The organism is Exiguobacterium sp. s131, from assembly GCF_018617345.1.
GTDB lineage: Bacteria > Bacillota > Bacilli > Exiguobacteriales > Exiguobacteriaceae > Exiguobacterium > Exiguobacterium profundum.
Window position 1 is genome coordinate 265,279 of sequence record NZ_JACSJX010000002.1, and the last position, 25,551, is coordinate 290,829.

25 protein-coding genes are annotated in these 25,551 nt (G+C 43.7%); 6 read left to right on the forward strand and 19 right to left on the reverse strand.

The annotated features are described in order from the left end of the window. Positions 1 to 115: 115 nt before the first annotated feature. Positions 116 to 2,890, reverse strand: a complete 2,775-nt coding sequence (locus tag KNO69_RS11995; RefSeq protein WP_214818284.1) for a glycoside hydrolase family 3 protein — start codon at positions 2,888 to 2,890, stop codon at positions 116 to 118. Then, positions 2,887 to 3,960 carry an alpha/beta hydrolase gene (locus KNO69_RS12000; protein ID WP_214818293.1) on the reverse strand — a complete coding sequence of 358 codons (1,074 nt, stop codon included), beginning with the start codon at positions 3,958 to 3,960 and terminating at the stop codon, positions 2,887 to 2,889. Before KNO69_RS12000 ends, KNO69_RS11995 begins: the two co-directional genes overlap by 4 nt. A gap of 94 nt (positions 3,961 to 4,054) precedes the next feature. Between KNO69_RS12000 and KNO69_RS12005 the strand changes: the two genes are divergently transcribed. Together KNO69_RS12005 and KNO69_RS12010 are read left to right on the forward strand one after the other, a co-directional pair. Continuing rightward, positions 4,055 to 4,828 (forward strand): aminoglycoside 6-adenylyltransferase, encoded by a 774-nt coding sequence (locus tag KNO69_RS12005; protein WP_214818295.1) that lies wholly within the window; start codon positions 4,055 to 4,057, stop codon positions 4,826 to 4,828. 117 nt (positions 4,829 to 4,945) lie between these two features. After that, on the forward strand, positions 4,946 to 6,391 hold the full coding sequence (locus KNO69_RS12010; protein ID WP_214691410.1) for a DEAD/DEAH box helicase: 1,446 nt from the start codon (positions 4,946 to 4,948) through the stop codon (positions 6,389 to 6,391). A gap of 240 nt (positions 6,392 to 6,631) precedes the next feature. Here KNO69_RS12010 and KNO69_RS12015 read toward each other — a convergent pair whose 3' ends face one another. Beyond that, the gene (locus KNO69_RS12015) at positions 6,632 to 7,825 is read right to left on the reverse strand and encodes a DUF4317 domain-containing protein (RefSeq protein WP_015880257.1); all 1,194 of its coding nucleotides are present in this window, start codon (positions 7,823 to 7,825) and stop codon (positions 6,632 to 6,634) included. A gap of 280 nt (positions 7,826 to 8,105) precedes the next feature. Between KNO69_RS12015 and KNO69_RS12020 the strand changes: the two genes are divergently transcribed. Together KNO69_RS12020 and KNO69_RS12025 are read left to right on the forward strand one after the other, a co-directional pair. Next, complete coding sequence (locus KNO69_RS12020; RefSeq protein WP_214818298.1) at positions 8,106 to 8,738, forward strand: HNH endonuclease family protein; 633 nt, start codon at positions 8,106 to 8,108, stop codon at positions 8,736 to 8,738. Between the two features lie 20 nt (positions 8,739 to 8,758). Beyond that, on the forward strand, positions 8,759 to 9,001 hold the full coding sequence (locus tag KNO69_RS12025; protein ID WP_031424128.1) for a hypothetical protein: 243 nt from the start codon (positions 8,759 to 8,761) through the stop codon (positions 8,999 to 9,001). A 227-nt stretch (positions 9,002 to 9,228) separates the two neighbouring features. On the opposite strand, the gene KNO69_RS12030 is transcribed toward KNO69_RS12025, so the two are convergent. The 3 genes from KNO69_RS12030 to KNO69_RS12040 all read right to left on the reverse strand — a co-directional run bounded on the left by KNO69_RS12030 (position 9,229) and on the right by KNO69_RS12040 (position 11,006). Next, positions 9,229 to 9,900, reverse strand: coding sequence for a DUF3600 domain-containing protein (locus KNO69_RS12030; RefSeq protein WP_214818301.1), 672 nt, complete (start codon positions 9,898 to 9,900; stop codon positions 9,229 to 9,231). Further along, positions 9,890 to 10,411, reverse strand: coding sequence for a sigma-70 family RNA polymerase sigma factor (locus KNO69_RS12035; protein ID WP_214737826.1), 522 nt, complete (start codon positions 10,409 to 10,411; stop codon positions 9,890 to 9,892). The genes KNO69_RS12030 and KNO69_RS12035 overlap by 11 nt, the downstream gene beginning before the upstream one ends. A gap of 118 nt (positions 10,412 to 10,529) precedes the next feature. Next, positions 10,530 to 11,006 carry a peptide-methionine (S)-S-oxide reductase gene (locus tag KNO69_RS12040; RefSeq protein ID WP_214818350.1) on the reverse strand — a complete coding sequence of 159 codons (477 nt, stop codon included), beginning with the start codon at positions 11,004 to 11,006 and terminating at the stop codon, positions 10,530 to 10,532. Between the two features lie 72 nt (positions 11,007 to 11,078). Here KNO69_RS12040 and KNO69_RS12045 point away from each other — a divergent pair, with 72 nt between their 5' ends. Further along, positions 11,079 to 11,333, forward strand: a complete 255-nt coding sequence (locus tag KNO69_RS12045; RefSeq protein ID WP_214818304.1) for a hypothetical protein — start codon at positions 11,079 to 11,081, stop codon at positions 11,331 to 11,333. Between the two features lie 12 nt (positions 11,334 to 11,345). Here the strand turns inward: KNO69_RS12045 and KNO69_RS12050 are convergent, their stop codons facing one another. From KNO69_RS12050 to KNO69_RS12075, 6 genes are all read right to left on the reverse strand, one after another. Beyond that, on the reverse strand, positions 11,346 to 12,260 hold the full coding sequence (locus KNO69_RS12050) for a hypothetical protein (protein ID WP_214818307.1): 915 nt from the start codon (positions 12,258 to 12,260) through the stop codon (positions 11,346 to 11,348). 21 nt (positions 12,261 to 12,281) lie between these two features. Then, positions 12,282 to 13,733: an MBOAT family O-acyltransferase gene (locus KNO69_RS12055; protein ID WP_214818309.1), complete on the reverse strand. Its 1,452-nt coding sequence runs from the start codon at positions 13,731 to 13,733 to the stop codon at positions 12,282 to 12,284. A gap of 49 nt (positions 13,734 to 13,782) precedes the next feature. Continuing rightward, positions 13,783 to 15,189: an AMP-binding protein gene (locus tag KNO69_RS12060; RefSeq protein WP_214818311.1), complete on the reverse strand. Its 1,407-nt coding sequence runs from the start codon at positions 15,187 to 15,189 to the stop codon at positions 13,783 to 13,785. Beyond that, positions 15,186 to 15,431 (reverse strand): acyl carrier protein, encoded by a 246-nt coding sequence (locus KNO69_RS12065; RefSeq protein WP_015880247.1) that lies wholly within the window; start codon positions 15,429 to 15,431, stop codon positions 15,186 to 15,188. Before KNO69_RS12065 ends, KNO69_RS12060 begins: the two co-directional genes overlap by 4 nt. A gap of 287 nt (positions 15,432 to 15,718) precedes the next feature. Beyond that, positions 15,719 to 16,312 carry a DUF4230 domain-containing protein gene (locus tag KNO69_RS12070; RefSeq protein ID WP_214818314.1) on the reverse strand — a complete coding sequence of 198 codons (594 nt, stop codon included), beginning with the start codon at positions 16,310 to 16,312 and terminating at the stop codon, positions 15,719 to 15,721. Positions 16,313 to 16,489: 177 nt separating this feature from the next. Continuing rightward, positions 16,490 to 17,551, reverse strand: a complete 1,062-nt coding sequence (locus KNO69_RS12075) for a PD-(D/E)XK nuclease family protein (RefSeq protein WP_214818316.1) — start codon at positions 17,549 to 17,551, stop codon at positions 16,490 to 16,492. A gap of 275 nt (positions 17,552 to 17,826) precedes the next feature. Between KNO69_RS12075 and KNO69_RS12080 the strand changes: the two genes are divergently transcribed. Then, positions 17,827 to 19,221 carry a hypothetical protein gene (locus tag KNO69_RS12080; protein ID WP_214818318.1) on the forward strand — a complete coding sequence of 465 codons (1,395 nt, stop codon included), beginning with the start codon at positions 17,827 to 17,829 and terminating at the stop codon, positions 19,219 to 19,221. Positions 19,222 to 19,517: 296 nt separating this feature from the next. Here KNO69_RS12080 and KNO69_RS12085 read toward each other — a convergent pair whose 3' ends face one another. The 7 genes from KNO69_RS12085 to KNO69_RS12115 all read right to left on the reverse strand — a co-directional run bounded on the left by KNO69_RS12085 (position 19,518) and on the right by KNO69_RS12115 (position 25,540). Further along, positions 19,518 to 20,003 (reverse strand): Panacea domain-containing protein, encoded by a 486-nt coding sequence (locus KNO69_RS12085; RefSeq protein ID WP_214818320.1) that lies wholly within the window; start codon positions 20,001 to 20,003, stop codon positions 19,518 to 19,520. Positions 20,004 to 20,006: 3 nt separating this feature from the next. Then, on the reverse strand, positions 20,007 to 20,756 hold the full coding sequence (locus KNO69_RS12090) for a hypothetical protein (protein ID WP_214818323.1): 750 nt from the start codon (positions 20,754 to 20,756) through the stop codon (positions 20,007 to 20,009). Between the two features lie 997 nt (positions 20,757 to 21,753). Further along, complete coding sequence (locus KNO69_RS12095) at positions 21,754 to 22,590, reverse strand: hypothetical protein (protein WP_214818325.1); 837 nt, start codon at positions 22,588 to 22,590, stop codon at positions 21,754 to 21,756. A gap of 85 nt (positions 22,591 to 22,675) precedes the next feature. Then, complete coding sequence (gene rlmH / locus KNO69_RS12100; RefSeq protein WP_074034007.1) at positions 22,676 to 23,155, reverse strand: 23S rRNA (pseudouridine(1915)-N(3))-methyltransferase RlmH; 480 nt, start codon at positions 23,153 to 23,155, stop codon at positions 22,676 to 22,678. An 83-nt stretch (positions 23,156 to 23,238) separates the two neighbouring features. Then, the gene (locus KNO69_RS12105) at positions 23,239 to 23,400 is read right to left on the reverse strand and encodes a CxxH/CxxC protein (RefSeq protein ID WP_214818327.1); all 162 of its coding nucleotides are present in this window, start codon (positions 23,398 to 23,400) and stop codon (positions 23,239 to 23,241) included. Positions 23,401 to 23,437: 37 nt separating this feature from the next. After that, on the reverse strand, positions 23,438 to 24,697 hold the full coding sequence (locus tag KNO69_RS12110) for a S1C family serine protease (protein WP_053001387.1): 1,260 nt from the start codon (positions 24,695 to 24,697) through the stop codon (positions 23,438 to 23,440). A 51-nt stretch (positions 24,698 to 24,748) separates the two neighbouring features. Next, a complete protein-coding gene (locus KNO69_RS12115; RefSeq protein ID WP_214818329.1) occupies positions 24,749 to 25,540 on the reverse strand; it encodes an MBL fold metallo-hydrolase in 792 nt (263 codons plus the stop codon). Positions 25,541 to 25,551: the final 11 nt, after the last annotated feature.

The window sequence follows — 25,551 nt, forward strand, 5'->3', positions numbered from 1 at the left end:
CATGAGTGCGTGAAGACCTAGAAAATCGAAGCCGATTTTCCACGGGTATGCGCCTCCTTTACGATGTGTCGTTCTTTCGATTATACAGGATTCAATGAATCTGCAAAAGGGCGGCTCAGCCGTTCTTCATACTAAATTCATCTGCGAGCTTGAAGGACACGTCCTTTACTTCTAATCCGCTTAACGCGAAATAGAGTTGGAGATAATTATGCTGGTTCAAGAAGAAGACCTGCTTCGTCTGCGTCACCCATTCTCCGTCCGTCCCATTAAACGTGAACGTCGCACCCGGGATATTGTTCGCAAATAATGTCACCGGCATCTGTGCCAACTCTCCCGCGTTCGAACGGGCAGTCAACGTGATATCATACGTCCCCGTTTGGTCGACCGAGATAGCGAAGACGTGTGTGTTTCCAGTCGAGGTATCGATTCCTGACAAATCCACATGTTCCCCGTTTTTGAGATGCTGATAGTCTAACTCAAATGCATCCTGTTGATTCGTCTCATCTTCGAAGCCGAGCACCTCGACGGAACCATCATGAATCCCGAGAAGACGCTCCATCGCCGGTGATTTCAAGATGAACGCACAGATGTTCCGCGCGCTCCGCAACAACTCGCCCCGTGTGACAATCCCTTCTTCGAGCGATGCCATTGTATTGTCCTCGAACGAGTTGAGGTCCGGGCGGTCGACGACCATATACAAGTCGTTTTGCGAACGAACCATCGCCGCTGTGTTTTGACGATTGGCCGACTCATCCTCACGGAAGTTCACTTTTGCCCACCAGTCTGTCATGACGATGCCTTCAAAGCCCCACTCATCACGTAAGATACGCGTATTTTGATCGTATAGACCAGCCGTCCAGATCCCGTTGACCGCGCCGTATGTCGTCATGATGGACGATGCGCGTCCTTCTTTCACGGCCATCTCGAACCCTTTCAAATAAATCTCGCGTAACGCCCGCTCCGAGACGACCGAGTCGATATCGTGACGATGCGCTTCTTGGTTATTGGCGCTGAAGTGTTTGAGCGTTCCCGTCACCCCGACACGATGCATGCCGTTCAATTGAGCGACCGCCATCTTCCCAGTCAAATGCGGATCTTCCGAGAAATACTCGAAGTTTCGACCATTCAACGGGTTACGGTGAATGTTCATTCCTGGTCCGAGCAACGTGTCGACGCGGTTTTTTCGCATCTCAAGCCCAGTCATCTCAAACAAGTCTTCGACGAGATCGACGTTGAACGTGGAAGCCAAAAGCGTCCCGTTCGGAAGTGCGAACGCCTTCGTCCCGATATCCATGCGAATGCCTGACGGACCGTCGGCACAACACGCTGCTGGAATCTCAAGCTCGTTCAATCGGTCGGACACACCACCGAACGCCGCTGCCGTCCCCGGCGTGACACGCGGTGAGTTCATCCCTTGTCCGCGAACGATTGTCGCCAAATCCTCATCTGTCAATTGATCTAAGAATGTGTCAAGTGACGCCTTTCCATGATACACATCGCTCAATTTGATACCTTGGTCACCCGTGAACACTCTAGTCTCAGGGCGTTCTTCCAAATAACGTGTCTCGACGTCAACGGCGCGAAGCGGCGTCGACTCGTAGCCCACTTCAAATCCCTGTTCACCTTGAATTGGTTTCATCCGTTCGAACGGGAGGACAGGCGCCATATTTTCGCTTAACGTCTCGAGGACACGTTGCTCCTGCTGCTCGACTTCGAGAGCGAGTGTAGCCGAACGCACATCCGTTCCGGCATATAAGCGATATGTCCCTGTTTCTAGAACGAAGCTCGATTCATGACCCGTCAAGCCAGAGTCGTCGTAGCTCGCAAAGTCAGTCATGTGGACGTTGAACGAAAGCGTTTGTTGTTCACCCGGTTCAAGAAGCAAGGTTTTCTCGAACGCTACCAATGACCGAAGCGGATTCCCGAGCTTCCCTTGTGGCTTCTCGACGTAGAGTTGGACGACTTCTTTCCCGTCACAGTCACCCGTGTTCGTCACTTCCACATCAACCGTTAGGGCGCCATAGACTTCCTTAGTCTGTTTGACCTCCGTTTTGAACGTCGTGTAAGACAGTCCGAATCCGAACGGGTATAAAACGTCATCTTTCGCGAACGTCTCGAAGTAGCGATAACCGACATAGATATCTTCCTGATAAATTCCTTTATCCGCGTGACCGAAGTTCTTCGTCGACGGATAATCCTCGATGGATCGGGCAATCGTATCCGTCAGTTTCCCGGAAGGACTCACGTCTCCGACGAGCACGTCGACGAGTCCTTTTCCACCTTCCATCCCACCTTGCCATGCATAGAGGATGGCACTCGGCTCCTTCGCCCACTTCATGTCGATGATGTTCCCAACGTTCAACACGACGACCGTCTTGTCGAAGCGTTTCGTGACGCGCTCGATCATCGTATGTTCGATATCCGTCAATAAGAAACTACCCCGATCGGCCGTGTTGTCACGGTCTTCTCCTGCCGTACGTCCAATCATGATGAGGGCGACATCTGATTCTTGTGCCGCCTGTTCGACGAGTTCGTCCGTTACGTCCATCTCCTGTTGTGACCACGGTTCACCGGCCCAACCGACACCTTGGTCGAACGGATTCTCCTTCACCCATTCCTCATATGTCGCATAGAGCGATTCATTGATGTGAATGTCTGGACGCTCGCGCAGTGCCTCGAGCGGCGTCGTGACATGTCCGACGTTCACCATCCCGCCTGAACCGGTACCGCTCTTATAGTAATGGAACTGGCTACGACCAAATACGGCGAGCTTCGTCCCTGACTGTAATGGGAGGGTCTTCTGTTCGTTTTTGACTAACACGACACCTTCCGCGACCGCTTGACGTGCCAATTCCTCATAACGAGTCCAATCCAATGTATACTGTTTCATTTCGTCAGCTCCTTAAGTCCTTTTGCGATTACATTCATACAATCGTCTGCCTGTGGATAGTCTCCCAACTTGTCCATGAAGGCATGGTCCATCCCCCGATATTGAATGAGGCGTGTCGGGACACCCGTTCGTGCCAGTTTCCGCGCATACGCCTCCCCTTCGAGTCGTAAGTAATCGTACTCCGCCGTCACAATCAAAGTCGGTGGTAGGCCTGAGACATCGTCTGCGAATAATGGTGAGACGAGAGGATGCGTGACATCCACCTCCCCTTGAAGATAGAGGTCATTTAATAGCGAATCCGGGTCGGCGAGGGCGAGCACGACACCTCGAATTAGGTCGTGATGGTGTGAGATATCGTAAGCATCGAGCGCCCATTTAAAATCATCTGTCGGAATCGAACCCAGATTGACGACGGGATAGACGAGCGCTTGATAACAAATGCGTCCTTCCCCTCGTTCTTGCTCCATCAGACAGCAAGCGGTCGCCAAGTTGCCTCCGGCACTATCCCCTGCGACAGCAATTTGATCACGAAGGACGTTCAACTCCGTCGCGTTGGCATATACCCATTCAAAAGCGCGGTAACAGTCATTCAATCCGGCCGGGAACGGATGCTCCGGGGCGAGACGATAATCGACGGAGAGGACAACCGCGTTCGCTCGTTCCGCGAGCAACTTACAAGGATTCTCAACCGTCTCGAGCGTGCCTCCGAAGAAGCCGCCACCATGGAAGAAGAGAATGGCTGGGATGGCTTCAGTATGATGCGGACGATACAGACGAACCGGGATGTCACCGTCCTCACTAGGAATCATGAGATACTCGGTTTTGATATCAGTCGTCGTCTGATCCCGGTTCGGCCACCCCATGCTGGCACGTGCCACCTCGAGGTCAAATGTTGTATCCGGTTCATCGTGCGAAGAATGATTTGCGGTCAACGTCGCAAAGACACGTGGGTCAAGATCGCCGGTACGGTCTGCATCCGGTATGGGTTTGATGACGGTTTCGAGGTGGTTCGAAACGACAACATGATTTGTAGACTTTAGTGATTCCATCCATTGTGCGTAGAGACTCATTTCACTTCACTCCTTCGTAAAAACAATCAATCAAAAAAGGAATTTGCTTCACCTGGTAGAATACGGTACTAATCTTTAAAAAAGGAGAATCTATATGTATAGCGCAGAAACTCGGGATAGACATTTGACTCAATTTATTCAAGAGTTACAAAACAACGTTAATGTAGAGGGCGTGGTTCAGCTAGGTTCTGGTGTGAATGGATACCAAGATATTTACTCGGATATCGATTTGATGGTTGCTAGTTCCCTACACGTTAGCTCAACTGATGTAAAAGAAGAACTGGCTACATATTTTTCAACACTTGATCACATCATAGTAAAAGAGAAAAAATTCTCGTCTGATATTTTTCTGCTCATCGTTATTCTTAAAAACGGGCTTGAGTTCAATGTTTCGATTGTCCCTTTGGAAAAGTTAACGGTTCGCTCTCCTTTATGGCGAGTCATATTAGACAAAGATGATAGAGTTTTAGCAAAAATGACAAAAGAGGATGAGCTTTTTCAAAATCAAGAAACGCCTTACCGATTCCATATAGATCCCTCATTTGAATTTTTCTATCTGAGTCACGCACTAGAAAAAGAACTAAAACGAAACAACTTCATTTATGCGCTCAATATGCTTGAAGAGTTAAGGTCCCTGACACTCCTCGTGCAGACATTGAAAGAAGAAAAGAAAGCTCATCAATTTAAGGCATACCATACGTTGCAATCTTTATTTGTTCAGAGTTATCTAGATACGTTCCCTCATACAATCGATATCACGAGCATCCGAGCATCACGCGAAAAAATTCAGATACTGTTTCTTCAGTCTATGCAAGATCACCCACAATTCTTAAAAGATGACACACTACTCTATTCATTCACCTTGTAAAAATGAATATTGACCTTCGAACGACTTCTGACTCGCTTTCATGTATAATGAGGGGTATTGCAAATAGACATTGAAATTTTCTGAAGCAGAAGTTTTCACGAAAGAATGAGGTTACCCATGAACAAACAGCAATTTACTGATTATCGCCTGAGCGACGAGATCACGCGCGCGCTAGGCATTATGAAATACGAATCACCGACTGAGGTACAACAGCAGGTCATCCCGCGTGCGCTCGAGCGCGAAGACTTAATCGTCAAAGCACAGACGGGAAGCGGAAAGACAGCTGCTTTCGGGATTCCGGTCATCGAGCTCATCGACTGGGCCGAAAATAAACCCCAAGTGCTCGTCTTGACACCGACACGCGAACTCGCTGTCCAAGTACGGGAAGACATGACGAACATCGGACGTTTCAAGCGAATCAAAGCGACTGCCGTCTACGGGAAAGAACCGTTTTCGAAACAACGTGAAGAGTTGAAACAAAAGACACATATCGTCGTCGGTACGCCAGGTCGCGTCATGGACCATATCGAGCGTGAGACCCTCTCACTCGACCGCGTCGAATACTTGATCATCGATGAAGCGGACGAGATGCTCAATCGCGGCTTCCTCGCTGACGTCGAGAAGATTCTTCAACAGTTGCCGAAAGACCGCGTCACAATGGTCTTCTCAGCGACATTCCCACAAGATATCGAACGTCTCTGCCAGAAGCATATGAATGCTCCGGCACGTGTCGCAATCGAATCGACCGGCATGACCGCTTCGACAATCGAGCACCGTCTCCTCCCGGTTCACCGGAATGAGAAACTGGCTGTCCTTCAAGACATCACGGTCGTCGAGAACCCGGATAGCTGTATGATTTTCTGTCGTACGAAAGAGAACGTCGATACGGTGTACGCCGAGCTCGACAAAGCCGGTTACTCGGCTGAACGCCTTCACGGCGGACTCGAACAAGAGGACCGTTTCGCCGTCATGAACGGATTCAAGATGGGTAACTTCCGCTACCTCGTGGCGACAGACGTCGCAGCACGTGGAATCGATGTCGATAACGTCGAGCTCGTCATCAACTATGATGTTCCTGTCGAAAAGGAAAGTTACGTGCACCGGACAGGTCGTACCGGACGTGCCGGCAAACAAGGAACAGCGATCACGCTCATGACCCGTCAGGAAGAACGTCTCATCGGAGCGATCGAATCATACGTTCAATTCGAGATTCCGATGATCGATGCGCCGACAGAAGCGGAAGTCGCGGCTAACCAAGATGCCTTTGAGCAGAAGTTAAGTGGCCGACGTGTCGTTCGAAACAACAAGACGGCTCGTATTAACCAGGACATCATGAAGCTTCACTTCAGTGGCGGGAAGAAGAAAAAACTTCGCGCCGTCGACTTCGTCGGAACAATCGCCAAAATCCCTGGCGTATCCGCTGACGACATCGGAATCATCACAATCAATGATCAGATGACATACGTCGATATTTTGAACGGAAAAGGTTCAATTGTCCTTCAAGCGATGGAGACGACGCCGGTCAAAGGGAAGAAATTAAAAGTAAGCAAAGCGCGTAAATAATACAACTCTAGCCTCAAAGATGATATTCGTCTTTGAGGTTTTTTGTTATTTCACAAATCCCGAAAGCGCTTTCGATAAACACTAAAAAAATATGGCTTTTAGAAAACGTTTTCACCTGCATCATACCTGTATCAAAGTTTGAATTCAACCTTCCTCACTTGATTGTCAAAAAAGAGCCCAAGGTTTACATCTTGGACTCTTAGCTTGAACGTTCACTTATGAACACTGCAACATGCTCGATTAGTCTAACGACTCTTCCGAGATGAGCTTGAACCCTTCAATCTCCGTCTCCTCTTCCACTTCAATCAACAAGCACGGTTTCCCTTTATAGTTCACCTGCTTCACGTATTTCAAGTCTTGCGGACTGACCGAGATATTTGCGACCTTTGTATTAATCTTGATTGATTTTGACGTATACTTCGGAACGACACTCGTCGCTTTCATCTCATATTTCGTGTCGTCGACGACTTGCTTAAATGCCTGCTCGACCTTCTCCGTCGTCACATCTTCCACACCACTCGCCCGTAAGACGACCTCGACGGCACGGGAGTCGAGCATCGCTACTCTCTCTTCTTCCTGTTCGTTCTCTTCTTCGGCGACAATGATTTGATTGATCTCATCATAAACGGTCGCGAGTGTCCGAGAATTGACTTCTTCTCCGATGACCGCTTTGACCACTTCTTCGAAGACTGCCTTCTCTTCTACTGCCGTGACGATTTCCGAACCGTTCAACACGTTCTCAATGAACGTCATATCCGGTTGATGCGCTTTGTGCGCCGAATAGAGGACATGGTTCACATCGGCTGCGTTATCCGTGAAGCACGGGAATAAGAATCCACCGATCGGCGCCTCGAGTTTGATGATCGGATTCACAATCAAGCTGGCTTTGAACTCCCGCTCGACGAAGTCAAAGACGAGTGACTTTTTCGGAAGCTCTGTCGGGCTGATGCTGCCGAGGATGAACTTCGTCGTATACACCTCATCGTTCGCGTGAATTTCAGACTCTTCCGAGTACCGGTTCGTCGGCTTATTGTAATTCCCCCGGATGAACGTCACCACCATATCTTTCTCAAACGGTGTATCCTTTACCATCTTCAACGCGATGCGTTGCATATAGTCCGTCCAGACGTCGGTTTCTTCCGTACGAAGTCCTTCATACAGCAACCCTTGCGTGTGGTCGACCTGACCTTCCTCGGGATATTGGAACTTCACTTCGAACAACTTTTCATCGAGTTTTCCACCGAGCACTTTTTTGAAGTTCGTCAAAAACAGTTCTTGTTGTTCTTCTTCGAGGAACGGGAATGGGCGCAACTCTTCGTAATAAATCTCATTCGTTTCCTGCCGGATGTAAATCGTATATAAGTCAGCAATCTTCAGCTTTGTCGCATTCACTTTAAACTGTCGGCGAATCGCCGCAATCTCTTTCTTGTTCATTCCATCCACCTCTTCTTTTCTCTCCATCCATGTCACCCATTATACCAGTCCTGATCGGTTACTAGTTCCAAAGAAATAACACGAGGTCGTTCGCTAATGCTAGAGAAGGATTTGCGATAGTCTTTCTAATCATTTTGAAGATTTTCACACTTTTTCAAAATCGTCCTGTGTATGATCAAGTTGGATTTATTGCGTGATGTTTGTCTCACTAGTTGTTTGATGAAAGGTTGCCCACTTGCTCGACAAGTGTTCATTCCAAATACATAGTAGGAGGCTTTTTATGTTAAAGAAACTCATGTCTGTCGCACTTGTCGCCTTGCTCGTCTGGATCTCCGCATCGTTTGATGCTACACCGGTCTCAGCATTCCCACCGAACATCCCATCGAAAGCGGACGCGCTCACGAAACTGAATGCACTCACCGTCAAAAATGAAGGATCGATGACAGGATACAGTCGGGACCTCTTCCCGCACTGGTCGAGTCAAGGAAGTGGTTGTAACACACGTCACATCGTCTTGAAACGAGACGCTGACTCGGTCGTCGACCAATGTCCAGTAACGACCGGCTCATGGTACAGTTACTATGACGGATTGACGTTCACATCAGCCTCTGACATCGATATCGATCACGTCGTCCCGCTCGCCGAAGCATGGCGCTCAGGTGCAAGCAGCTGGACAACGACCAAACGTCAAAGCTTTGCAAACGACTTGAACGGTCCTCAGTTGATCGCGGTTTCTGCTTCATCGAACCGTTCAAAAGGAGACCAGGATCCGTCGACATGGCAACCCCCTCGCACCGGCGCTCGCTGTGCGTATGCGAAGATGTGGGTCGAGACGAAGAGTCGTTGGGGCTTGAGCCTTCAATCAGCAGAGAAGTCAGCACTCACGACAGCCATCAATGCTTGCAGTTATTGAGTGAGAAAAGGAGTCTTCGAATGAACGAAATCACTTCAATCTTTAAGGCAACCCACGGTGTCATGACGGAGGAAGTCGGTGTCATCAGTGGCGAGTTGGAACTGACGACGGCGTGTCAGGAAGATGGTTCCTTGACACTCCACATCACGTACGTCGGGGCAAAAGATGTATACACGCTCCCGGGGAGCCCCTATCAGCTGCATGACCCGAACGATCATACTGTCATCCATCAGATGCTCGTGAATGTTCTCGAACGGACGTAAAAAGAAGGAGTTGATCACTCGATTTGAGTGATGGACTCCTTCTTTTACTTTTTCATCATTTTTACAATGGATCGGATGACAAGATATGTCACGCCGAAGACGAACGCCACTAAAAGAAGACTTGCACCACCAATGATTCCGAATGTGAACATGTTTGTACCTCTTTTTCATTTTCTGAATTAGAACATGATGAAGATAACATATTTTCCCATCCCTATGAACCATGACTAGTTTTGTTGTTGCTTCCGATCGACCTCTCGAATAATCGCGATTGCCTCTTCATAAGACTGTCGCAACTCATCCGGCATGTCTTCGACGTACTCACCAGCACGTACTCGAATCGACTCTTCTCGCATGAGCGCTTCGATGTACGCGTCATATTCGTCAGCTGTCAACACGTCACGTGCAGCAGGCTGATCGTTCAATTGATCGAAGTATGGTTGAAGATCAGAGAGTGCTTGCTTCACTTCCAATCGTTCCGCCTTCGGAATCGCTTCATAATCGACATTTCCGTTCGCATTTCCATAGGCGATTCGCGTATCCGTAAAGACGCTCAGACCTTGCTTGAACTCTTCATATTCTGCCTCACCCAATACTCCTTTCGCTTGATTCAATTTGGCATCCAATAACAAATATTTCTCTAAAGTAGCGCTGACGATATGTACTTTCATCTCGTCAAACGAACCGTATAACTCATCCGCCAAGAGGGATTGATAAGCGAATGCACCAGTCGGGATGAGTAGTGCCGCTGCGATTCCGACCGTCATCAACCGCCGACGGATAAATCCTGGTTCCCGGCGCATTTCTTGTTTCGCTCGCTTCACACCTTGGCGACTCCGCTCACGCAGTTCACTTGGGATTTCAATGTCCGCCAACATCCGTTTCATCTCACGATCCATAGCAATCAGCCTCCTTCCATTCTCGTCTCAATTTATCGACGGCCCGATACAAGGTTGTCTTCACCGTACCAATCGGCCATTCCAATAAATCGGAGATTTGTTGAAACGTGTAGTCCTGATAATATTTCAGCACGACCACACTGCGTTCATCCTCATGAAGAGAATCCATCATATCAGCGAGGGTCATCGTTATCGCGTAATCCGTTTCCGCAATTCCGATTGACTCTTCAAACTCCGGCTTCAAGTGAATCACATTTTGTCTCTTCTTCATGACATCGAGCGCACAGTTGATGGTGATCTTCATCAACCACGTCTTCAAAAATTGTGGTTCCCGTAACGTCCCGATCTTTTTAAATGCTTGATAAGCGACTTCTTGAACGACATCGAGCGCATCGTCCGGATTTTTGACATATACGTAGGCCATCCGATATAGGTCGGCCTCGTAATGCTGAAAGATCTTTAAGAATGCTTGATCATTGCCTCGTTGCGCTTTTTGAATGAGACGTTTCATCGAACGTCCCCCCTTTTCGTTTTTTCCCTTACACTTATTAGACAGGAAACACATGCATTTGGCTTTACTCATTTGGAAAAAAATGAAAAAGGCATCTCAGAAGAGACGCCTTTGATAATTAACCGTTCTGATATTTTGTTAATAAGTCTTTCGGGATATGACAATAATCGTCCGGACAACGCGTCAGGCGGTCCTGATGCTCGTCCGCACTTCGCACATAGTTCGTGAGCGGCTTCACTTCAACAGCAATTCGTTCCGCATCCGATCGTCGATCAATAAACGCTTGCGCCTCCACCAAGTGTCGTGACTCCTCACTGTAGACGCCCGTCCGATACTTCTCGCCGACATCGATTCCTTGTTGATTGATGCTGTATGGGTCGATGATTTCAAATAAATAGTGCATCAATTTTTCGACCGTCACCACATCCGGATCGAACGTCGTTTTGACACATTCCACATATCCGTCATATTCCCCATCCAACGTGTCCGTCGTCCCATTTGCCCGACCTGCTTCGGTCGAGAGGACGCCAGGTAACGTCTTTACAAATTCTTGAACGCCCCATAGACATCCTCCGGCTAAATAGATTGTTTCGATTGGAACCATCCCCCATTTCGTTGAATCTTTTCTTCAGCATACACGTATCAATGAGAGAAAGGAGAGATTCACTTGAATAAACAACGTTTCTTCATCACGCTGGCCAGTTCCATGATTCTCTTTGTCGCAATGATGTTTATTTTCCGTAACGACTTTTCACTATTCACTGAAATGGTGATTATCTTTCTATCTGTCGTCATCGGTCAGACGATTGCCAATCGATTATTCCAACGTTTCTCTAAGCAACAAGTGTCAGGCAAGACTGTACTTATTACATATGCATCTATGCTAGCGGTATTTTGGACTTTTGCGAGCATCTTTTTTTGAAGGAAGATCAGATTATTTTCCTTGTACATACCCCAACCGCTTCAAATCTTCATAAACAAGCGTAGACAATAACTTTCGCCCGTCCCCATTCAAATGGTCCGGGTTATGGAAGAAAGATTGTTTGTGAATGAACCGTTCGTCCCCCATGTAGTTGAGGAATGGGACATCGATATCCAATTTTTCTAAATGCTGAAATACGAGGCGTTCCATGACCGCTTCGTCGAAATACGCATGATACGATGAATGGACAGGCTCCATCGCTAAGACGATGCGATAGCCTTGCTTCTTACAATAATCGATGATGTCTTGTAAATATGCCATATTCTCTTCAATCTTGTGATTGTTCACGGCATTCTCGTATTGAGCGGCGACTTCCTCATACTTACGCTCGGAATAGTTCAGCCCCCCATTCTCCCATGGCTTATGCACATCAAAGCGAAAATCTCGGATTTCCCGGGAAATGGCGGCGTAGGCACTCCCACTGTTCAATGCAGGGAAGCGTTCGTGCGTATAGTAGTTGAACCAACTGACCGACTCCAAGTCTTCCCGTTCCAACACGCGATAGTAGTTTTCTTTCCGACCGACGTTCGAATTGCTGAAGGTGATTTGTGATAACGACACAATCACGACCCCACCTGGCTTCAGATGTTCATCGTATTCTTTTAACATCTTCAAGTCATATTCGATTGGCTGACTCGGTAACGCCAAATCCAGATGCGATAATCCAAGCGACTTGAATGAATACCCGTACATCGCATGGGACGTCCCCAAATTGATGATGTCGACCGGGTGAGGGTCTTCCTTGAAGGCAAGGACAGCTCGGTTATTATTATATTCCCACGACTCTTTCACGAACTCGTTGACGGGAATGAAGATTGCGATGATGACGAGTAATACGACACCTATTTTGATTCCTAAACGCTTCATGCTAATTCCTTTCCATCCATCTTAGAACCCACCGTATATAAATCCTTGGCTCGACACGCCAAATAAGAACGCTGAGATAATCAAGAACAAGTTGATGGCCACACTCGTCACGGCAGACTGACGTGCCATCCAATCCCAAGCCGAACCTCTCGTCCGCTCGATATGTTGGAACAGATGAACGACGACAAAGACGACGAGGAAGATGATCAAATCGAGCAATGAGAAGATTTGAATCGCCTGCAACATGCCTGACGGTGCCCATGAAGAAGGCATCACGTACAGTTTGGCATGCGAGAACGCCTCCGCCATGGAGTGCGACTGGAAGAAGACACGTGAGAAACAGACGAGCTGGAACGTGATGGCGATTTTCCACCACCGATGCAGTGTCGGCACACGGTCAAATCCGACCCATGACGCCATTTTTTCACGTTGTTGTTTCGTATGATCTCCGAAGACGCGATAGATTCCATGAATGAGTCCCCATAAGACGAAGTTCCATGCGGCTCCGTGCCAAATTCCACTTACTAAAAATGTCGCAAGGATGGCACCATAAATTTGTTCGCGTTTCTTCTTTCCTTTCGCGAGTGGCATGAAGATATAATCCCGTAGCCACATCGAAAGCGTGATATGCCAGCGGTTCCAGAAGTCGGCAATCGATACGGCGAAGTGCGGTTGCTTGAAGTTTTCCGATAAGCGAATCCCGAGTAAGCGTGCACAGCCGATCGCGATGTCACTGCATGCCGAGAAGTCCGCGAACAGTTGAATCGAGAACAACATCGTCGCGAGCACAATCTCCGAACTGGTCGGGTCCGGGCTATTGAACACACTCGCGACAATCGGGGCCAACCGATCAGCAATCAATGTCTTCTTGAAGAATCCCCAAATGATGCGCTGGATGCCGTAGCTGATGTTGTCATAGTCAAGATGTTGCTCCGTCTTCAACTGCGGCAACAGTTTTTTCGCCCGCTCAATCGGACCTGCCACAAGTTGTGGGAAGAAGGCGAAATAAACCGAGAAATAGCCATAATGACGCTCCGCCTTCTGCTTCCCGCGCGAGACGTCCACGACGTAACTGATGGCCTGGAACGTATAAAAGGAAATCGCCAACGGTAAGACGATTTCTCTATACGGGACGTCATAATCAAATCCGCTCCATGTAGCAAATGAACGGAGCGAATCATTGACGAAATTAAAATATTTGAACCAGCCGAGGAAGAAGACGAGCACCGAGACACCGACCCACATTAACCGTTTCTTCTGTTCTTTCCTCTCTTGCTTCTCAATCAAAATCCCGATGACGTACGTGAAGGCCGTACTGATCAGCAACAGCGGGATGAATTGAATGCTCAACGTGGCGTAAAAGACATAACTCGCCAACAAAAGGAGCACCCAACGGTATCGATGTGGAACCATATAGTACGTTCCAACGATGAGGGTTAAAAATAAGAGAAATTCAATCGAAATAAAAGTCATATTTACCACCTGATGTTATGAAACTTGACGATGTACCGATTCCTGACAATCAGGTGGTCACAAGTTCTCGCTTCGGCAATGCGGCATAACGAATCTTCCCGAACGCATTCCGCGGAATCTCGTCAATTTGCATCACTCGAACACCTTTCACCTTGATTTGTTCTTTGATGATTTTTTGAATGCGTGCAACGTCATCTTGTAACGTATACACGTATAACTGGTCGTCTTCCCCGGCACAGACGCAGTCATGTCCATGCTCTCGAAGGAGCGCCTCGACTTCGTCTAGGCTGATTCGACTGCCATACAGTTTGATCATGCGCTTGATTCGGCCGACGATAAAGAAGTATCCATCCTCGTCACGATACGCCATGTCACCTGTTCGTAAAACACCGTGATTGTCATCACCTTTTGAAAGGTCCGCTAACGAGGTCGCATACCCAAACGACACGTTGTCGCCTTGATACACCAGTTCGCCCGTCACATTCGCATCTTTGATGTCGTTCCCGGCTTCATCTCGTAACGAGAGCGTTCCACCAGGGATGGCAATTCCGATGCTACCGGCTTTTTTCGCATGCATCCGATCCGGTAAATACGACATCCGGGCCGTCGCCTCCGTCTGACCGTACATGATGAAAAATTGAATTCCTTTTTCTTCACATACCGTTGAGAAGTGCTGCGCAAGCTTCGGATCTAACTTGCCACCGGCTTGCGTCAACTTCTTCAGGCTTGGGAGGTCGTACGTCTCAAACTTCAATCGTTTCAACATCTCATAATGAAACGGGACCCCACCAAACGTGGTTGCCTTCTCGGCACGACATAGCTCCCAAAACTCCTTTTGAACGATCGAGCGGTCTGTCAGGATGAGGGTCGCCCCTTTCAACAGATGACTGTTGATGATGGAGAGTCCATACGAATAGTTCATCGGCAGAGTCGTGATTGGTTTATCCGTCTGATCGATGTCGAGATAGTCGATGATTGATGTGGCATTAGCTGATAGATTGTTATACGTGAGGCGAACAAGTTTCGGACTTCCGGTACTACCTGATGTCGTCAACAGAAGAGCTAGCTCCTCATGAAGTTGATGGCGAACCGATGTTTCGGTTTCAAATAAGGCGTAGCCGCCATAGCCATAGAAGGCATCCAACGAGTTCGCCAAATCCTCCCTCGTCTCAGGAGCCCAGACGTGAGTCGGTTGATACCGTTCCATCAACTTCTGTAATTGGTCTACTGGAATATCTGCATCGAGCAAGACCGGGACGACCCGTCCACGGAGAAAGCCGATATATCCGAAGAGCGACTCGACTCGGTTTGCACATAAGCAGAAGACGAGCGACCGTTCGCCGACCTCCTGACAAATCGAGTCTCCGACTTCCAACATCTCTCTATATGAATAAGAGCGGTCCGCATAGACCGCCTCACGATTCATGTACTGCTCGAGTGTTTGAAAAAGCGTCATGACTGGATGTCCACACCGAGACGTTGCAACAACGCGATACCAGACTGATACGAATGGAACTCTGTCATTTCATCCGAGTCGATATAGACGTCAAACGCATCCTCGATTTCGGCGATGAGGGTCATATGTCCAATCGAATCCCACTCCGTTGATTCCCCGAGCTTCATCTCTTCAAGGACCACATCGTCCTCTAGTTCCAATCCATTTCGAAATGCCATATTATATGCTTCAAGCGTGCTCATTGTATTCATCCTTTCACATTCACTCAACCTTATTCGATTCTATCTAACATTATCGACTGATAATGATAATCATTTGCCTTGTGATTCTATCACAATTTTTCGAAATCCTCAATTCTTCATAGGAGGAAAAGCTTGGAGTTGAGCGATTTTATGCATGAAAAAGACCACATCGTTATGATGCAGTCTCTGGAGATGATAAAACATATCCGAGTTGTAAGTCGAGTGGTTCTGCCTCGTAGACTTCTGGCACGATTTCCTCAACCTATCAGGTCATAATGACACAACGATTATTTGAACTCGATTGCCACCGTTTCATAACCGCTATTCTTTAAAAACTCTGTCAAGAACGCTTCAATGCGCTCGTCTGCCTCTGTCAACAACCCTTGCTCAATCTTAGTCTTTTCCATTTTTGCCTTCTCTTTATTGATTTCATCAAAAATCAATTGCGAGGGATAGTCAGAAAAAAGTGTTCCTTTTACATCTGTCACTTTCGCATCATCTGTGTTCGCTACATTGTCTAAAATGGTTGAGTGCGGTACAGTGACGTTCAATTGTTCAGTCGTGTCATTGTATGAGACCTCCATGTTAGAGAGATCCGTACCTGCTTTGAGGTATCCTGAGTATTCAATCAGCTTGATTGCTTCGGCTATTTTGATTTCAACCAAAGGAACTTTCGTGCTGTTTCGACTGACAATAACATTGCTGTATTCATACTTTAACGTTGTCAACTCCGTCAATTCGACGAGTCGATCTTTGACGAGCGATACATCAGCCTGTTGATTAGTTGAAAATACACTCGGCTTAATCACTACAATCGCAATGATACCAATCAAGATGAGCGTGAGTAAAACAAATGAAACTCTTCCAATCATTCTTTTCATATTCGATCTCCTTTTAATATATTCAAGTACCTTCTAAAATTATGTAACGACTCCTTCATATACATATTATACCTACTTTAATTCCATAAATTTAATTTTTATTCAATTAAATTAGTTTTTTTCAAATAAAAGAGTAGATGGTTTGAGACCCATCTACTCACTCAGCATCATCAAGTTTTACTCGACTACAATCCAATTCAGTTGCGACAAACTTTGCTTCAGTTCATTCAATTCTTCTAACCTTTGAATGAAAAATGTCTCAATCGCATCGATGTGGTCTGGAGCACTTAAGAAATGCGTCAACGATTGACAAACGTATAACATAAATTCGTCATTTCGATCTTCCGGAGCTTCATAGATCCATTCTTCATTTGTCGCTGCGAATTGTTTGAAAGCGTCCATCAGAATCGATTTATGTTTACTATTTGGGTGAACCTCTATGTAAACTGATACTTCTGGGTAATCAGCTTGTTCAAAACTGAATCCACAGCCGATGTATTTCCAATCACTTTGATCATTTTGAATGACATATCGATTGTACTCACGGAGTTCAATCGCACGATTCCCCCATGGTTTCAGCTTTCCAAACAAATTCGTAAATGTATGCGTCGTTCGTTCATTCAAACACTGATCCAACATCGAAATGGTTCTCCCTAAGTTTTGAATCGCATATACATCTTGAGGTAGAAATGTTCTTGATTTATTCAATTCAATGTCCTCCATATACTTGAGTACTTGTTTGTAATACAAATCTTGTTTGTTATATTCTTGAAGCCATATGTAGAGTTGAAACCACTGCAATTGAAAGAACTTGGTTGAGGTGGAAGCGACATGTTTTGGGTCAAAGTATCGGGTGATATAAAACAGGTATGTCGAAAATCCTTCTACTTCACTTTGCTCAAGATGTTCTCGATAACGTTTCAATTGATGATGTCCTTCACCGCTACCTAACTTGTTCTCAATGAAGACGAGATGTTTCGTGTCCCCTTCGCTAAACGTGATGACGAGATCAGGTCGACTGTCGGTATCATGTGTATGTAGTTTACTGTACGTTTTTTGTGTATATGCCTTCACACGACTTATTTCAGAAAGGTTCACATCTGCAAAACGTTTAAAAAAATCCGTCAATAGATCCGGTTGTTCGAAAATTGGAGCGATGATTTCAGTTAAGTAATCTTCGTATGGATTAGAGTCGGATTGACGTAACAGGTTATAAATTTTCGAATACGATGACACCATTTTCTTTACTCCCTTCGTCACAGTATAAAAACAATGAGTGCTTGAGGTTTGATTCAAGCACTCATTTTACATTCATCATCTATGGTATGGTTCACAATAATATGGCTAAATAAGATTTTTATGATTTTTAAGTATTTCCTTATAAGATACTTATAGTAAAAAATCTAAAATCATACTAAATTAAATTTGTTATAGAATAATTGGGAATTCATAATCTCTTTTGTATATGATAATACTAGTTGTATAATATCATTTTATTTTTTAAGGAGAGAGCTATGGACTTAGTTTTTGAATATCAACTCAAAGAATTTAAAATAAACCTTTTAATGAGCGACGGACAAGCTTTCGAAAATTTCTTCTGTAATTTCATGGCAATATATAAAGAAGATTTCCGTAGAGTTAGAGCTTTTGGTGGACAAGGAGATAGAAAAAACGACGGATTCTTGCCCTCGCGTGGCGAATATTATCAATGTTATGCTCCAGAGGATATTTCACTAAAAAGAACTGAGGCATATGCATTAAACAAATTGAATAAAGATTTCGAGGGTTTATTCGAATCATGGGATACAAAATGGCCAATTAAAACATTCTTTTATGTGCTAAACGATAAATATAAAGGTACTCCTCCCTCAGTTTGGGATGAAATAAACCATTTAGAAAATAGTTTTAAGCATATAGTATTTAATATTTTAGATACAGATGGAATTGAGAGGATATTCAAAAATAAATTTTCTAAAGAACAGAGAAGAGAACTTGTGGGAATTACACCGCCTGAAGCAACTGTAGAATTAAAATCTTTTAATACTACTGCTAAGCAAGAAGACTACAACCTTAAAGGCTGGTTAACATTATTGAACTCGTCTATTTTAGATAAAATAGACTGTTTAGAAAAATTAAATATAAAAAATTGGTATTATAAAGACAATCAGCAAACTCTAAAAAGTAAATATATTAGTGATTTGAAAAATTTAATGAGTAATCAAAATACTATACAATTGAGTTTTTTGGATGATCTAAAAGATAAATTTCCTTCTCTATTTTACATATGGAATAAATACTTCAATAATGAAAAACAAATTATAAATAAACTTATTTTAAATATAAATAGATCTGAGTCTCAAGTCTTCAGAAATACTGATTGGGATTATCAATCGTTTATTACCGAATCAATTTCTTCAGTTATTAACATGTATAATGAGGTTGTTAATCTTAATAATAATATTCTAGACCAAGCTTCCCTAAGTAAAGTCAATCATAACTTTGGTAAGATAATTAGAGAAATTCCAGTAAACGATTACAATTCTAATGAGTTACTTGAAGGACTTTTAAGTGAAATACTTCAAAGTGGAAATTTGAGTTCCATTAATATAATTCAAGATTCTAAAGTAGGTTTTGTAATTAATGATGATATTCTAAATAATATTAACTCTATCGCCCCTTTTCGTATATTTAATGGGGATTCAGACATAGACAGTATCATCTCCTTCTTAATTGGCTCATATGAGTCGATTACCGAAGATGGAAAGTTGTTGTTCAGTCCACACTTAAATACTAGTCATATTATTTTCTTAGAAAACACTTTAAATTTTATTCATAAAGAGCGTGTTTTAAAGTTACAGAAGCGAAGTAATATAGGATTGTATTTTTTTATAAAAAATCATTCTAATTAACATTGCTTTATCAAACTTTTTTAAATAATTTATAAAATAAAGAAAAAGAAATTTTCCCTTTTCTTATCCGATTCAAATTATTAATGTTTCTGTTTAAACCATAGATTTAATTAGTACTCTCCCTTCATTAGAGATGGTTGGATAAAAATTAATTAAGAATGGATATAAAAGAATAACCTGTCGATATTAAGAAGTCATTAATATCGACAGGTTATTCTTTATTAATGTGAGTGTTTTCTGACTAAGTGACTTAAGTTAAAACTCTATAGTAATTTTAAAGCATTGAAATTTTTTATTTAGTACTTAATACCTTTTTTTGAACATTCGACACTTAAAGCTTCTAAATCTAAATATAAGTACTTTTTTGAACTTTTTATTGGATAGGAGGAATAAATGTAGTTAATAAATTCTGTCCAATTCATGTTCTTTGTATCATCAATGACTTGATCAAGAATTGATTTAGTTATTCCTTCAATTTTTCGATGATCATAATAAAAGAAAATGTCATCCTTTAAACTAACTACTTCTTTTAAGGTTCCAAAGGAGTTAATTTCCTGTTTAACTTGCAATCTTCTATCTTTTTTTGCTGCTTCAAATACATCACTTACGTAAGGACCGTAATGATCAAAATACCAATTAATTGAAGTTAGTTGTTTACCTGTAGACAAACACGAATACCAATCTGCTAAAAAAACCATTTTAGTAATTCGCGTTTTTGAAAGCTCATTTTTATAAGGATAATTTTCAACAAAATATCTCAAAATTTGCTTAATCTTTAACATAATTTATTCCTCCTTTCCAATTGGTAAGTTGTTTTTTATAGCGTCGACTAAAGCTATGCCAAAGGGACCATCTAAATATCCTTTTAATTCATCAGTATTAAATGAAAAATTAGGATTTAATGACTCTATAACGATAACTGCTAAAGCTTCGTCTCCATTAAACGCAAGTCTTTTACAATAAAAACTTCTACTCTTCATTTCAAGGGTCTTTAACGTTTCTTCACTGATATTACTTTTTTTTGATACTTGTTCTAAATATCTTGTATGCCCTTTGTTGAAATTTGGTAATCCACGCTCTATAACTTCTTCATTAGACCAACATTTACCTATATATCCTTCGTTGATAGGATACTTTGTTCTTCCATTTTTCTTAAAATTAGGATTATCTGAAAATCTTCCTACAGGAATAAACCACTCACTGTCCTTTACCCTATATACAGTAATTCGATCACTATTTCCTAATTGAAAATACTTAAAGAGATTCTTAATCATATTTTCTGGAATTGCATCAAAATTTGATTTTAAGACATTGCTTTTTTCGGACAAAGATTGTATCTGTTCTTCAAGATTGTTCTTCGATTTAAAATTCTTATTAGTTTGAATCCAAGCCCAAACAAAAAATCCTAAAATTACAATCCATATAATCTTGTAACTATCGATTATATTTTTTATATACTCGATAGAAGTAAGAAAAGGGATTAAGATAACTACTAAACTTCCCCACGTTTCTTTCCAATTCTTTAAAACTTTCAAGTAATCCCTCCTAGCACTTTGTTTATTCCTTAATTATACAATTTATTAATTAAAACAGCACTATTACTAAGAGAAGCAATGGACTAAACTAAATTTATGAGACAATATGTAACACCTTCGTAGGTATACACTTTTAAAAAATACTAGTATCGAAGATATTTTTGAGTTGGCAAAAATATATATTCAAGCGAAGATAAATAGGCAGTTGTGAAAGAGAAACTGAATGCCGAGTTGGCGATAAAAGAATTCATGGAGAAATGGAATTAAAAACAAATCTATCAAATCGAGACGTAGATGTGATGGTATCGATTTAATCATCCTATCGGAAAACAATACACCTACGAGCACGGTCCTGATTCTACGAGCGAGAATGACACGAAAGAACGACAAATGTCTCACCTGAAGATGGAAAGCAAAATTTTTAAAAAGTACACGGAAATCGAAAGCAAGTTGAAAAAGAGGTAGTCCTACAGATTGTTAAGCTCCTTCGAAAGAAATAAACGGTCATCACCATCATAAATCTATTCAACACTGAGATCGCTATCTATAAATTGTGCGTGCATAAACAGATGCCCCTTTGTAATCGATGCGGTACAAATAGTTTTAGAGAATTGAAACTATCCAAAAAGGACCATCATCTATTTGTATCAAGGGACCGTCTATACTTCCTATGCTTTTCAAGATTTCGTCAAGCGATATCATCTAGTGAGCAGTATGTCTTAAAGAGATAACTTTAGGATAATGCGATGATTAAATAGTTCGATTCGATTTGAAGTTTGAGAAATTTCAGTACGTCAAACTCAATTCATTGGAAGAGCATGAGGTCGATGAGTGAATCACACACTGTTTAAACTACTGTAACGAAGAAAAGATCAAAAAAAATTAGGTCACCTGATACCTTTAAAACACAGTGTATTGGCAACCTAATCAAGATATTTTATATGTGTCTCATAACACTAGGTCAATATATTGATGATTTTTGTTAATGGACTCTCAATTACATATCTTTTAAATTTAAAACAGGTTTAATAATATCTCGATATATCTCATAACCATATTTTCCCGATAATTTTAAATTGCGAGCCTCTATAAAGCTTAAATCAGGTGCGCTTACTGAGGTTGGGATGTAGTGCAATTTTGTTTCATTATAAGATGTACTAATGGATTTAAAATCATTATTGAATACTTTAAATTGAGGTATAGTTCTGCTTAAAACATCTACTGATTTTATTCCTCGATATGCCAAAATTCTCATTGCTTCTGGACTAATGAGGTCTTTGTAAGTTGGCGTATACTCTCTATAGCTTTCGCTTAAAATCATAGAAGGTAGATATTGTTCCTCACCTTGTTTATACTCTTGCTGCTTTATAGTTAAATCAACTACATGATATGGTGGAACAAATATCCAAGCATGGGCAGCACGAACATTATCTTTAATATCGATAGACCAAAAATGCTTTTGAGGAATTCCTGATTTTTTCGGAAATTCAATACTAAGGGAACCGAACATCATATGGTTCCATATTCCTTCTTCCTCTAAAATACGAGAAAGCGTCGATGAAATATCAATACAAGCCCCAAGACGGCCATCTCTTATTAACTCTTTGTTTAATAATTCTGCTATTATTGGTAATTTCACTCTGACATTCTTTAAATATTCAACATCATACATCTTCAATTGAACATATTTTGCATATTCATTAAGATATGTTGAATTTTTTTGTTCAACTCTAATAAAATTTGGATCATCATAAAAACCAACCCTATCGATTTTAATATTATTTTTAAGGAAATCTTTCTCAATCATATTAAAAGTATCATTTTTCTTAACCATATAAACCTCCGAACTTAGTATATTTTAAGATGTATATTCTAATTGTCTTTTCTCAGCAATTTTCATAATAAAATCTGAACCTCATTTACTTATGATAAGGCTCATTCCGATTAATCCGATACGCCCGATAAATCTGCTCACACAACACGAGCTTCATGAGTTGATGGGGGAATGTCATCTTCGAGAACGAAATCGTATCATCGGCTCGCTTCATCACATCGTCCGACAAACCGAGCGATCCTCCGATAACGAAGGCGATTTTACTCTTTCCATACGTCGCGAGTTGATCGAGTTCACGGGCGAACTCTTCGCTCGTCCGCTGCTTTCCTTGAATCGCCAAGGCGATGACGTGCGTATCTGGGGATATCTTCGCCAAAATACGTTCGCCTTCCTTTTGTTTTACTAGTAACATATCTGCCTCACTCAAATGCTCGGGTGCTTTTTCGTCTGAGACCTCGATTTCCTGCACTTTTGCGTAGGCAGAAAGCCGCTTTGTGTACTCGGCAATTCCTTGCTTTAAATATTTTTCTTTCAGTTTGCCGACCGTGATAATTGAAATATTCATCCAATTCTTCCTTTTTCCACAGTTTTTTTGGAGTTATCCATAGGGTTATCCACAGAGTTATCCACAAATCCACATGTTGATAATTAGTTTTTGCTTGACACAATATATGTTGCGTTGGCTTCACAGAACTCACATGTCACGTGTTCACTTGTGGATAATTCCTCCAACAGTGGGTACTCCCCTGTTTCATCCACAATGATGTCTAAAGCGATTTCAACATGTTCCTTGCATACTTTTTTTTCCACAGTTTTTCCTCCTTAAAAAAGAAGCGTCGCCGCTTCTTTATGTTGCTTCAGTTAATGTCGCCTCGGTTTCGCTTGCTTCTCCGCGACGTAAATACTCAATGGTAATCGTATCACCGACCGTCGCATCCCGGTAGAGTGCATCGCGTAAATCGACGTATCGTTTGATCTCCCGGTCTCCTATTTTCGTGATGACATCTCCAACACGTAGTCCCGCTTCCTCAGCCGGACTACCTGGTGTCACTTCTTCCACGAAGACACCGTCTTCTTGGTCGAATGAAATCCCGTACTCTTCTCGGATGTTACCAGGTACAGCGATGACTTCCTGAATCGTGACACCGAGCTGCGCCCGTGTCACTTTGCCGTCGCGTTCTAACATGTCAATGACCGGTAGCGCCACGTTGACGGGAATGGAGAATCCGACCCCTTCTACGCTCGCCTCGGCGATTTTCATCGAATTGATTCCGACGAGTTCTCCACGAATGTTGATGAGGGCACCACCCGAATTCCCCGGGTTGATGGCCGCATCCGTTTGAATGACTTCCGCGTTATAATCCATCAAGCCGTCGCTGTTCGTATCGACCGGCACCGTCCGCTCGACACCACTGACGATACCACGGGTGACCGAGTTTGAGAAGACACCAAGCGGATTTCCGATGGCCATGACGGTCTCGCCGGCTTGGAGAACGGTGGAATCACCGAGAACAATCGGCTCCACATCGATGTTTTTCGGTAACTCGACCTCGGCGACAGCCAAGTCGTTGAGCGGGTCTTCGCCTAAAATGGTTGCCGATGCGATTTGACCATCGGAGAAGGCGATGTTGACCTCGTCCGCTTCTTCGATGACGTGGAAGTTCGTGACGATATAGGCCGTGTTTCCTTCTACTTTATAGATGACGCCGGATCCGGCACCCGCCTCCCATTGCGAGTCCGAGGTGAACGCACGCTGAATATTGGTGATGCTGACGACGGACGTCTTCGCCCCAAGGACAGCGGTCGTGACGTCCGATTCGGTGACGGTGACGGCCTGTTCGGTCCGCGTCAGTTCATTCGTCACAAAACGAGAGGTCGGCGAATCCCAGAGCATCACGATGACAAAAAACAAAGCCGCTCCTAAGAATCCGCCAACCCCTCCGAGTAACAACGGTTTTATATTTGGTCTCGGCTTATGGCGTACGTGCTCCTCTTGCTTCGGTCGCCATTCGCTCCGAGACGGATACGTCGATTTCTCTTCTGTTGCTTCGTGTACTTCAGGTTCGACGTCTTGAGGTTCATACTCATGGTGTCTCTCTTCGTTCACGACGCGTCCCCCCTTCAAGACAGTGTGATAACTGTCTTTTCCCAAGTTTCCTTATAAAGAAACGAGTGAAGTGGGGATTGTCGGGTCCGTGTCGCACAATTTGATTCGACCTAAGTCGACGTCTCGCATGCCGAGTGTTTGTGAGACGCTCATCTGTGCGAGCTCTTTCATGTTGTTGTCTTTACTTAAATGGGCTAAATAGATCCGTTTCGTGCGGTCACCGATGACCTCACTCATCGCGATGGCTGCATCCTCGTTCGAGACGTGGCCATAGTCGCCGAGGATTCGTCGTTTGACACTCCATGGATAACGCCCCATCTGCAACATCGAGACGTCATGGTTCGACTCAAAGATGAAGTCGTCCGCTCCACGGATGATTCCTTTCATCCGGTCCGAGACATAACCCGTGTCGGTGATATGGGCTAATCGTTTCCCGTCATGGGCAAACTGATAAAACATCGGGTCTGCCGCATCATGGCTTACGTTGAATGTCTCGATTTCAATATCCCCGAACTGTTTCACATCTCCGACTTCGATTTGAAACTTCAAGGCAGGATCAATCTTTCCAATCAGTGATTCCATCGCCACCCATGTCTTCGCATTCGCATAAATCGGTAAATTATACTTACGTGCTAATATCCCGACACCTTTAATATGGTCGGAGTGCTCATGGGTGACGAGCAGTGCGTCGATTCCGTCAAATGACCGATCGATGGCTTCGATGCGCTGTTGCATCGCTTTTCCAGTCAATCCGGCATCGACGAGCAGCTTCGTCCGTTCCGTCTCGATATAGAGGGCGTTTCCGGTCGACCCGCTCGCTAACACACTATACTGTAAAGTCACGCAATCACTCC

What these genes read in the sequence shown, in the direction of transcription:
- KNO69_RS11995 (WP_214818284.1), bottom strand. Translation starts at nt 2,890, where the DNA reads ATGAAACAGTATACATTGGATTGGACTCGTTATGAGGAATTGGCACGT.
- KNO69_RS12000 (WP_214818293.1), bottom strand. Translation starts at nt 3,960, where the DNA reads ATGAGTCTCTACGCACAATGGATGGAATCACTAAAGTCTACAAATCAT.
- KNO69_RS12005 (WP_214818295.1), top strand. Translation starts at nt 4,055, where the DNA reads ATGTATAGCGCAGAAACTCGGGATAGACATTTGACTCAATTTATTCAA.
- KNO69_RS12010 (WP_214691410.1), top strand. Translation starts at nt 4,946, where the DNA reads ATGAACAAACAGCAATTTACTGATTATCGCCTGAGCGACGAGATCACG.
- KNO69_RS12015 (WP_015880257.1), bottom strand. Translation starts at nt 7,825, where the DNA reads ATGAACAAGAAAGAGATTGCGGCGATTCGCCGACAGTTTAAAGTGAAT.
- KNO69_RS12020 (WP_214818298.1), top strand. Translation starts at nt 8,106, where the DNA reads ATGTTAAAGAAACTCATGTCTGTCGCACTTGTCGCCTTGCTCGTCTGG.
- KNO69_RS12025 (WP_031424128.1), top strand. Translation starts at nt 8,759, where the DNA reads ATGAACGAAATCACTTCAATCTTTAAGGCAACCCACGGTGTCATGACG.
- KNO69_RS12030 (WP_214818301.1), bottom strand. Translation starts at nt 9,900, where the DNA reads ATGGATCGTGAGATGAAACGGATGTTGGCGGACATTGAAATCCCAAGT.
- KNO69_RS12035 (WP_214737826.1), bottom strand. Translation starts at nt 10,411, where the DNA reads ATGAAACGTCTCATTCAAAAAGCGCAACGAGGCAATGATCAAGCATTC.
- KNO69_RS12050 (WP_214818307.1), bottom strand. Translation starts at nt 12,260, where the DNA reads ATGAAGCGTTTAGGAATCAAAATAGGTGTCGTATTACTCGTCATCATC.
- KNO69_RS12055 (WP_214818309.1), bottom strand. Translation starts at nt 13,733, where the DNA reads ATGACTTTTATTTCGATTGAATTTCTCTTATTTTTAACCCTCATCGTT.
- KNO69_RS12060 (WP_214818311.1), bottom strand. Translation starts at nt 15,189, where the DNA reads ATGACGCTTTTTCAAACACTCGAGCAGTACATGAATCGTGAGGCGGTC.
- KNO69_RS12065 (WP_015880247.1), bottom strand. Translation starts at nt 15,431, where the DNA reads ATGAGCACGCTTGAAGCATATAATATGGCATTTCGAAATGGATTGGAA.
- KNO69_RS12070 (WP_214818314.1), bottom strand. Translation starts at nt 16,312, where the DNA reads ATGAAAAGAATGATTGGAAGAGTTTCATTTGTTTTACTCACGCTCATC.
- KNO69_RS12075 (WP_214818316.1), bottom strand. Translation starts at nt 17,551, where the DNA reads ATGGTGTCATCGTATTCGAAAATTTATAACCTGTTACGTCAATCCGAC.
- KNO69_RS12080 (WP_214818318.1), top strand. Translation starts at nt 17,827, where the DNA reads ATGGACTTAGTTTTTGAATATCAACTCAAAGAATTTAAAATAAACCTT.
- KNO69_RS12085 (WP_214818320.1), bottom strand. Translation starts at nt 20,003, where the DNA reads ATGTTAAAGATTAAGCAAATTTTGAGATATTTTGTTGAAAATTATCCT.
- KNO69_RS12095 (WP_214818325.1), bottom strand. Translation starts at nt 22,590, where the DNA reads ATGGTTAAGAAAAATGATACTTTTAATATGATTGAGAAAGATTTCCTT.
- rlmH (WP_074034007.1), bottom strand. Translation starts at nt 23,155, where the DNA reads ATGAATATTTCAATTATCACGGTCGGCAAACTGAAAGAAAAATATTTA.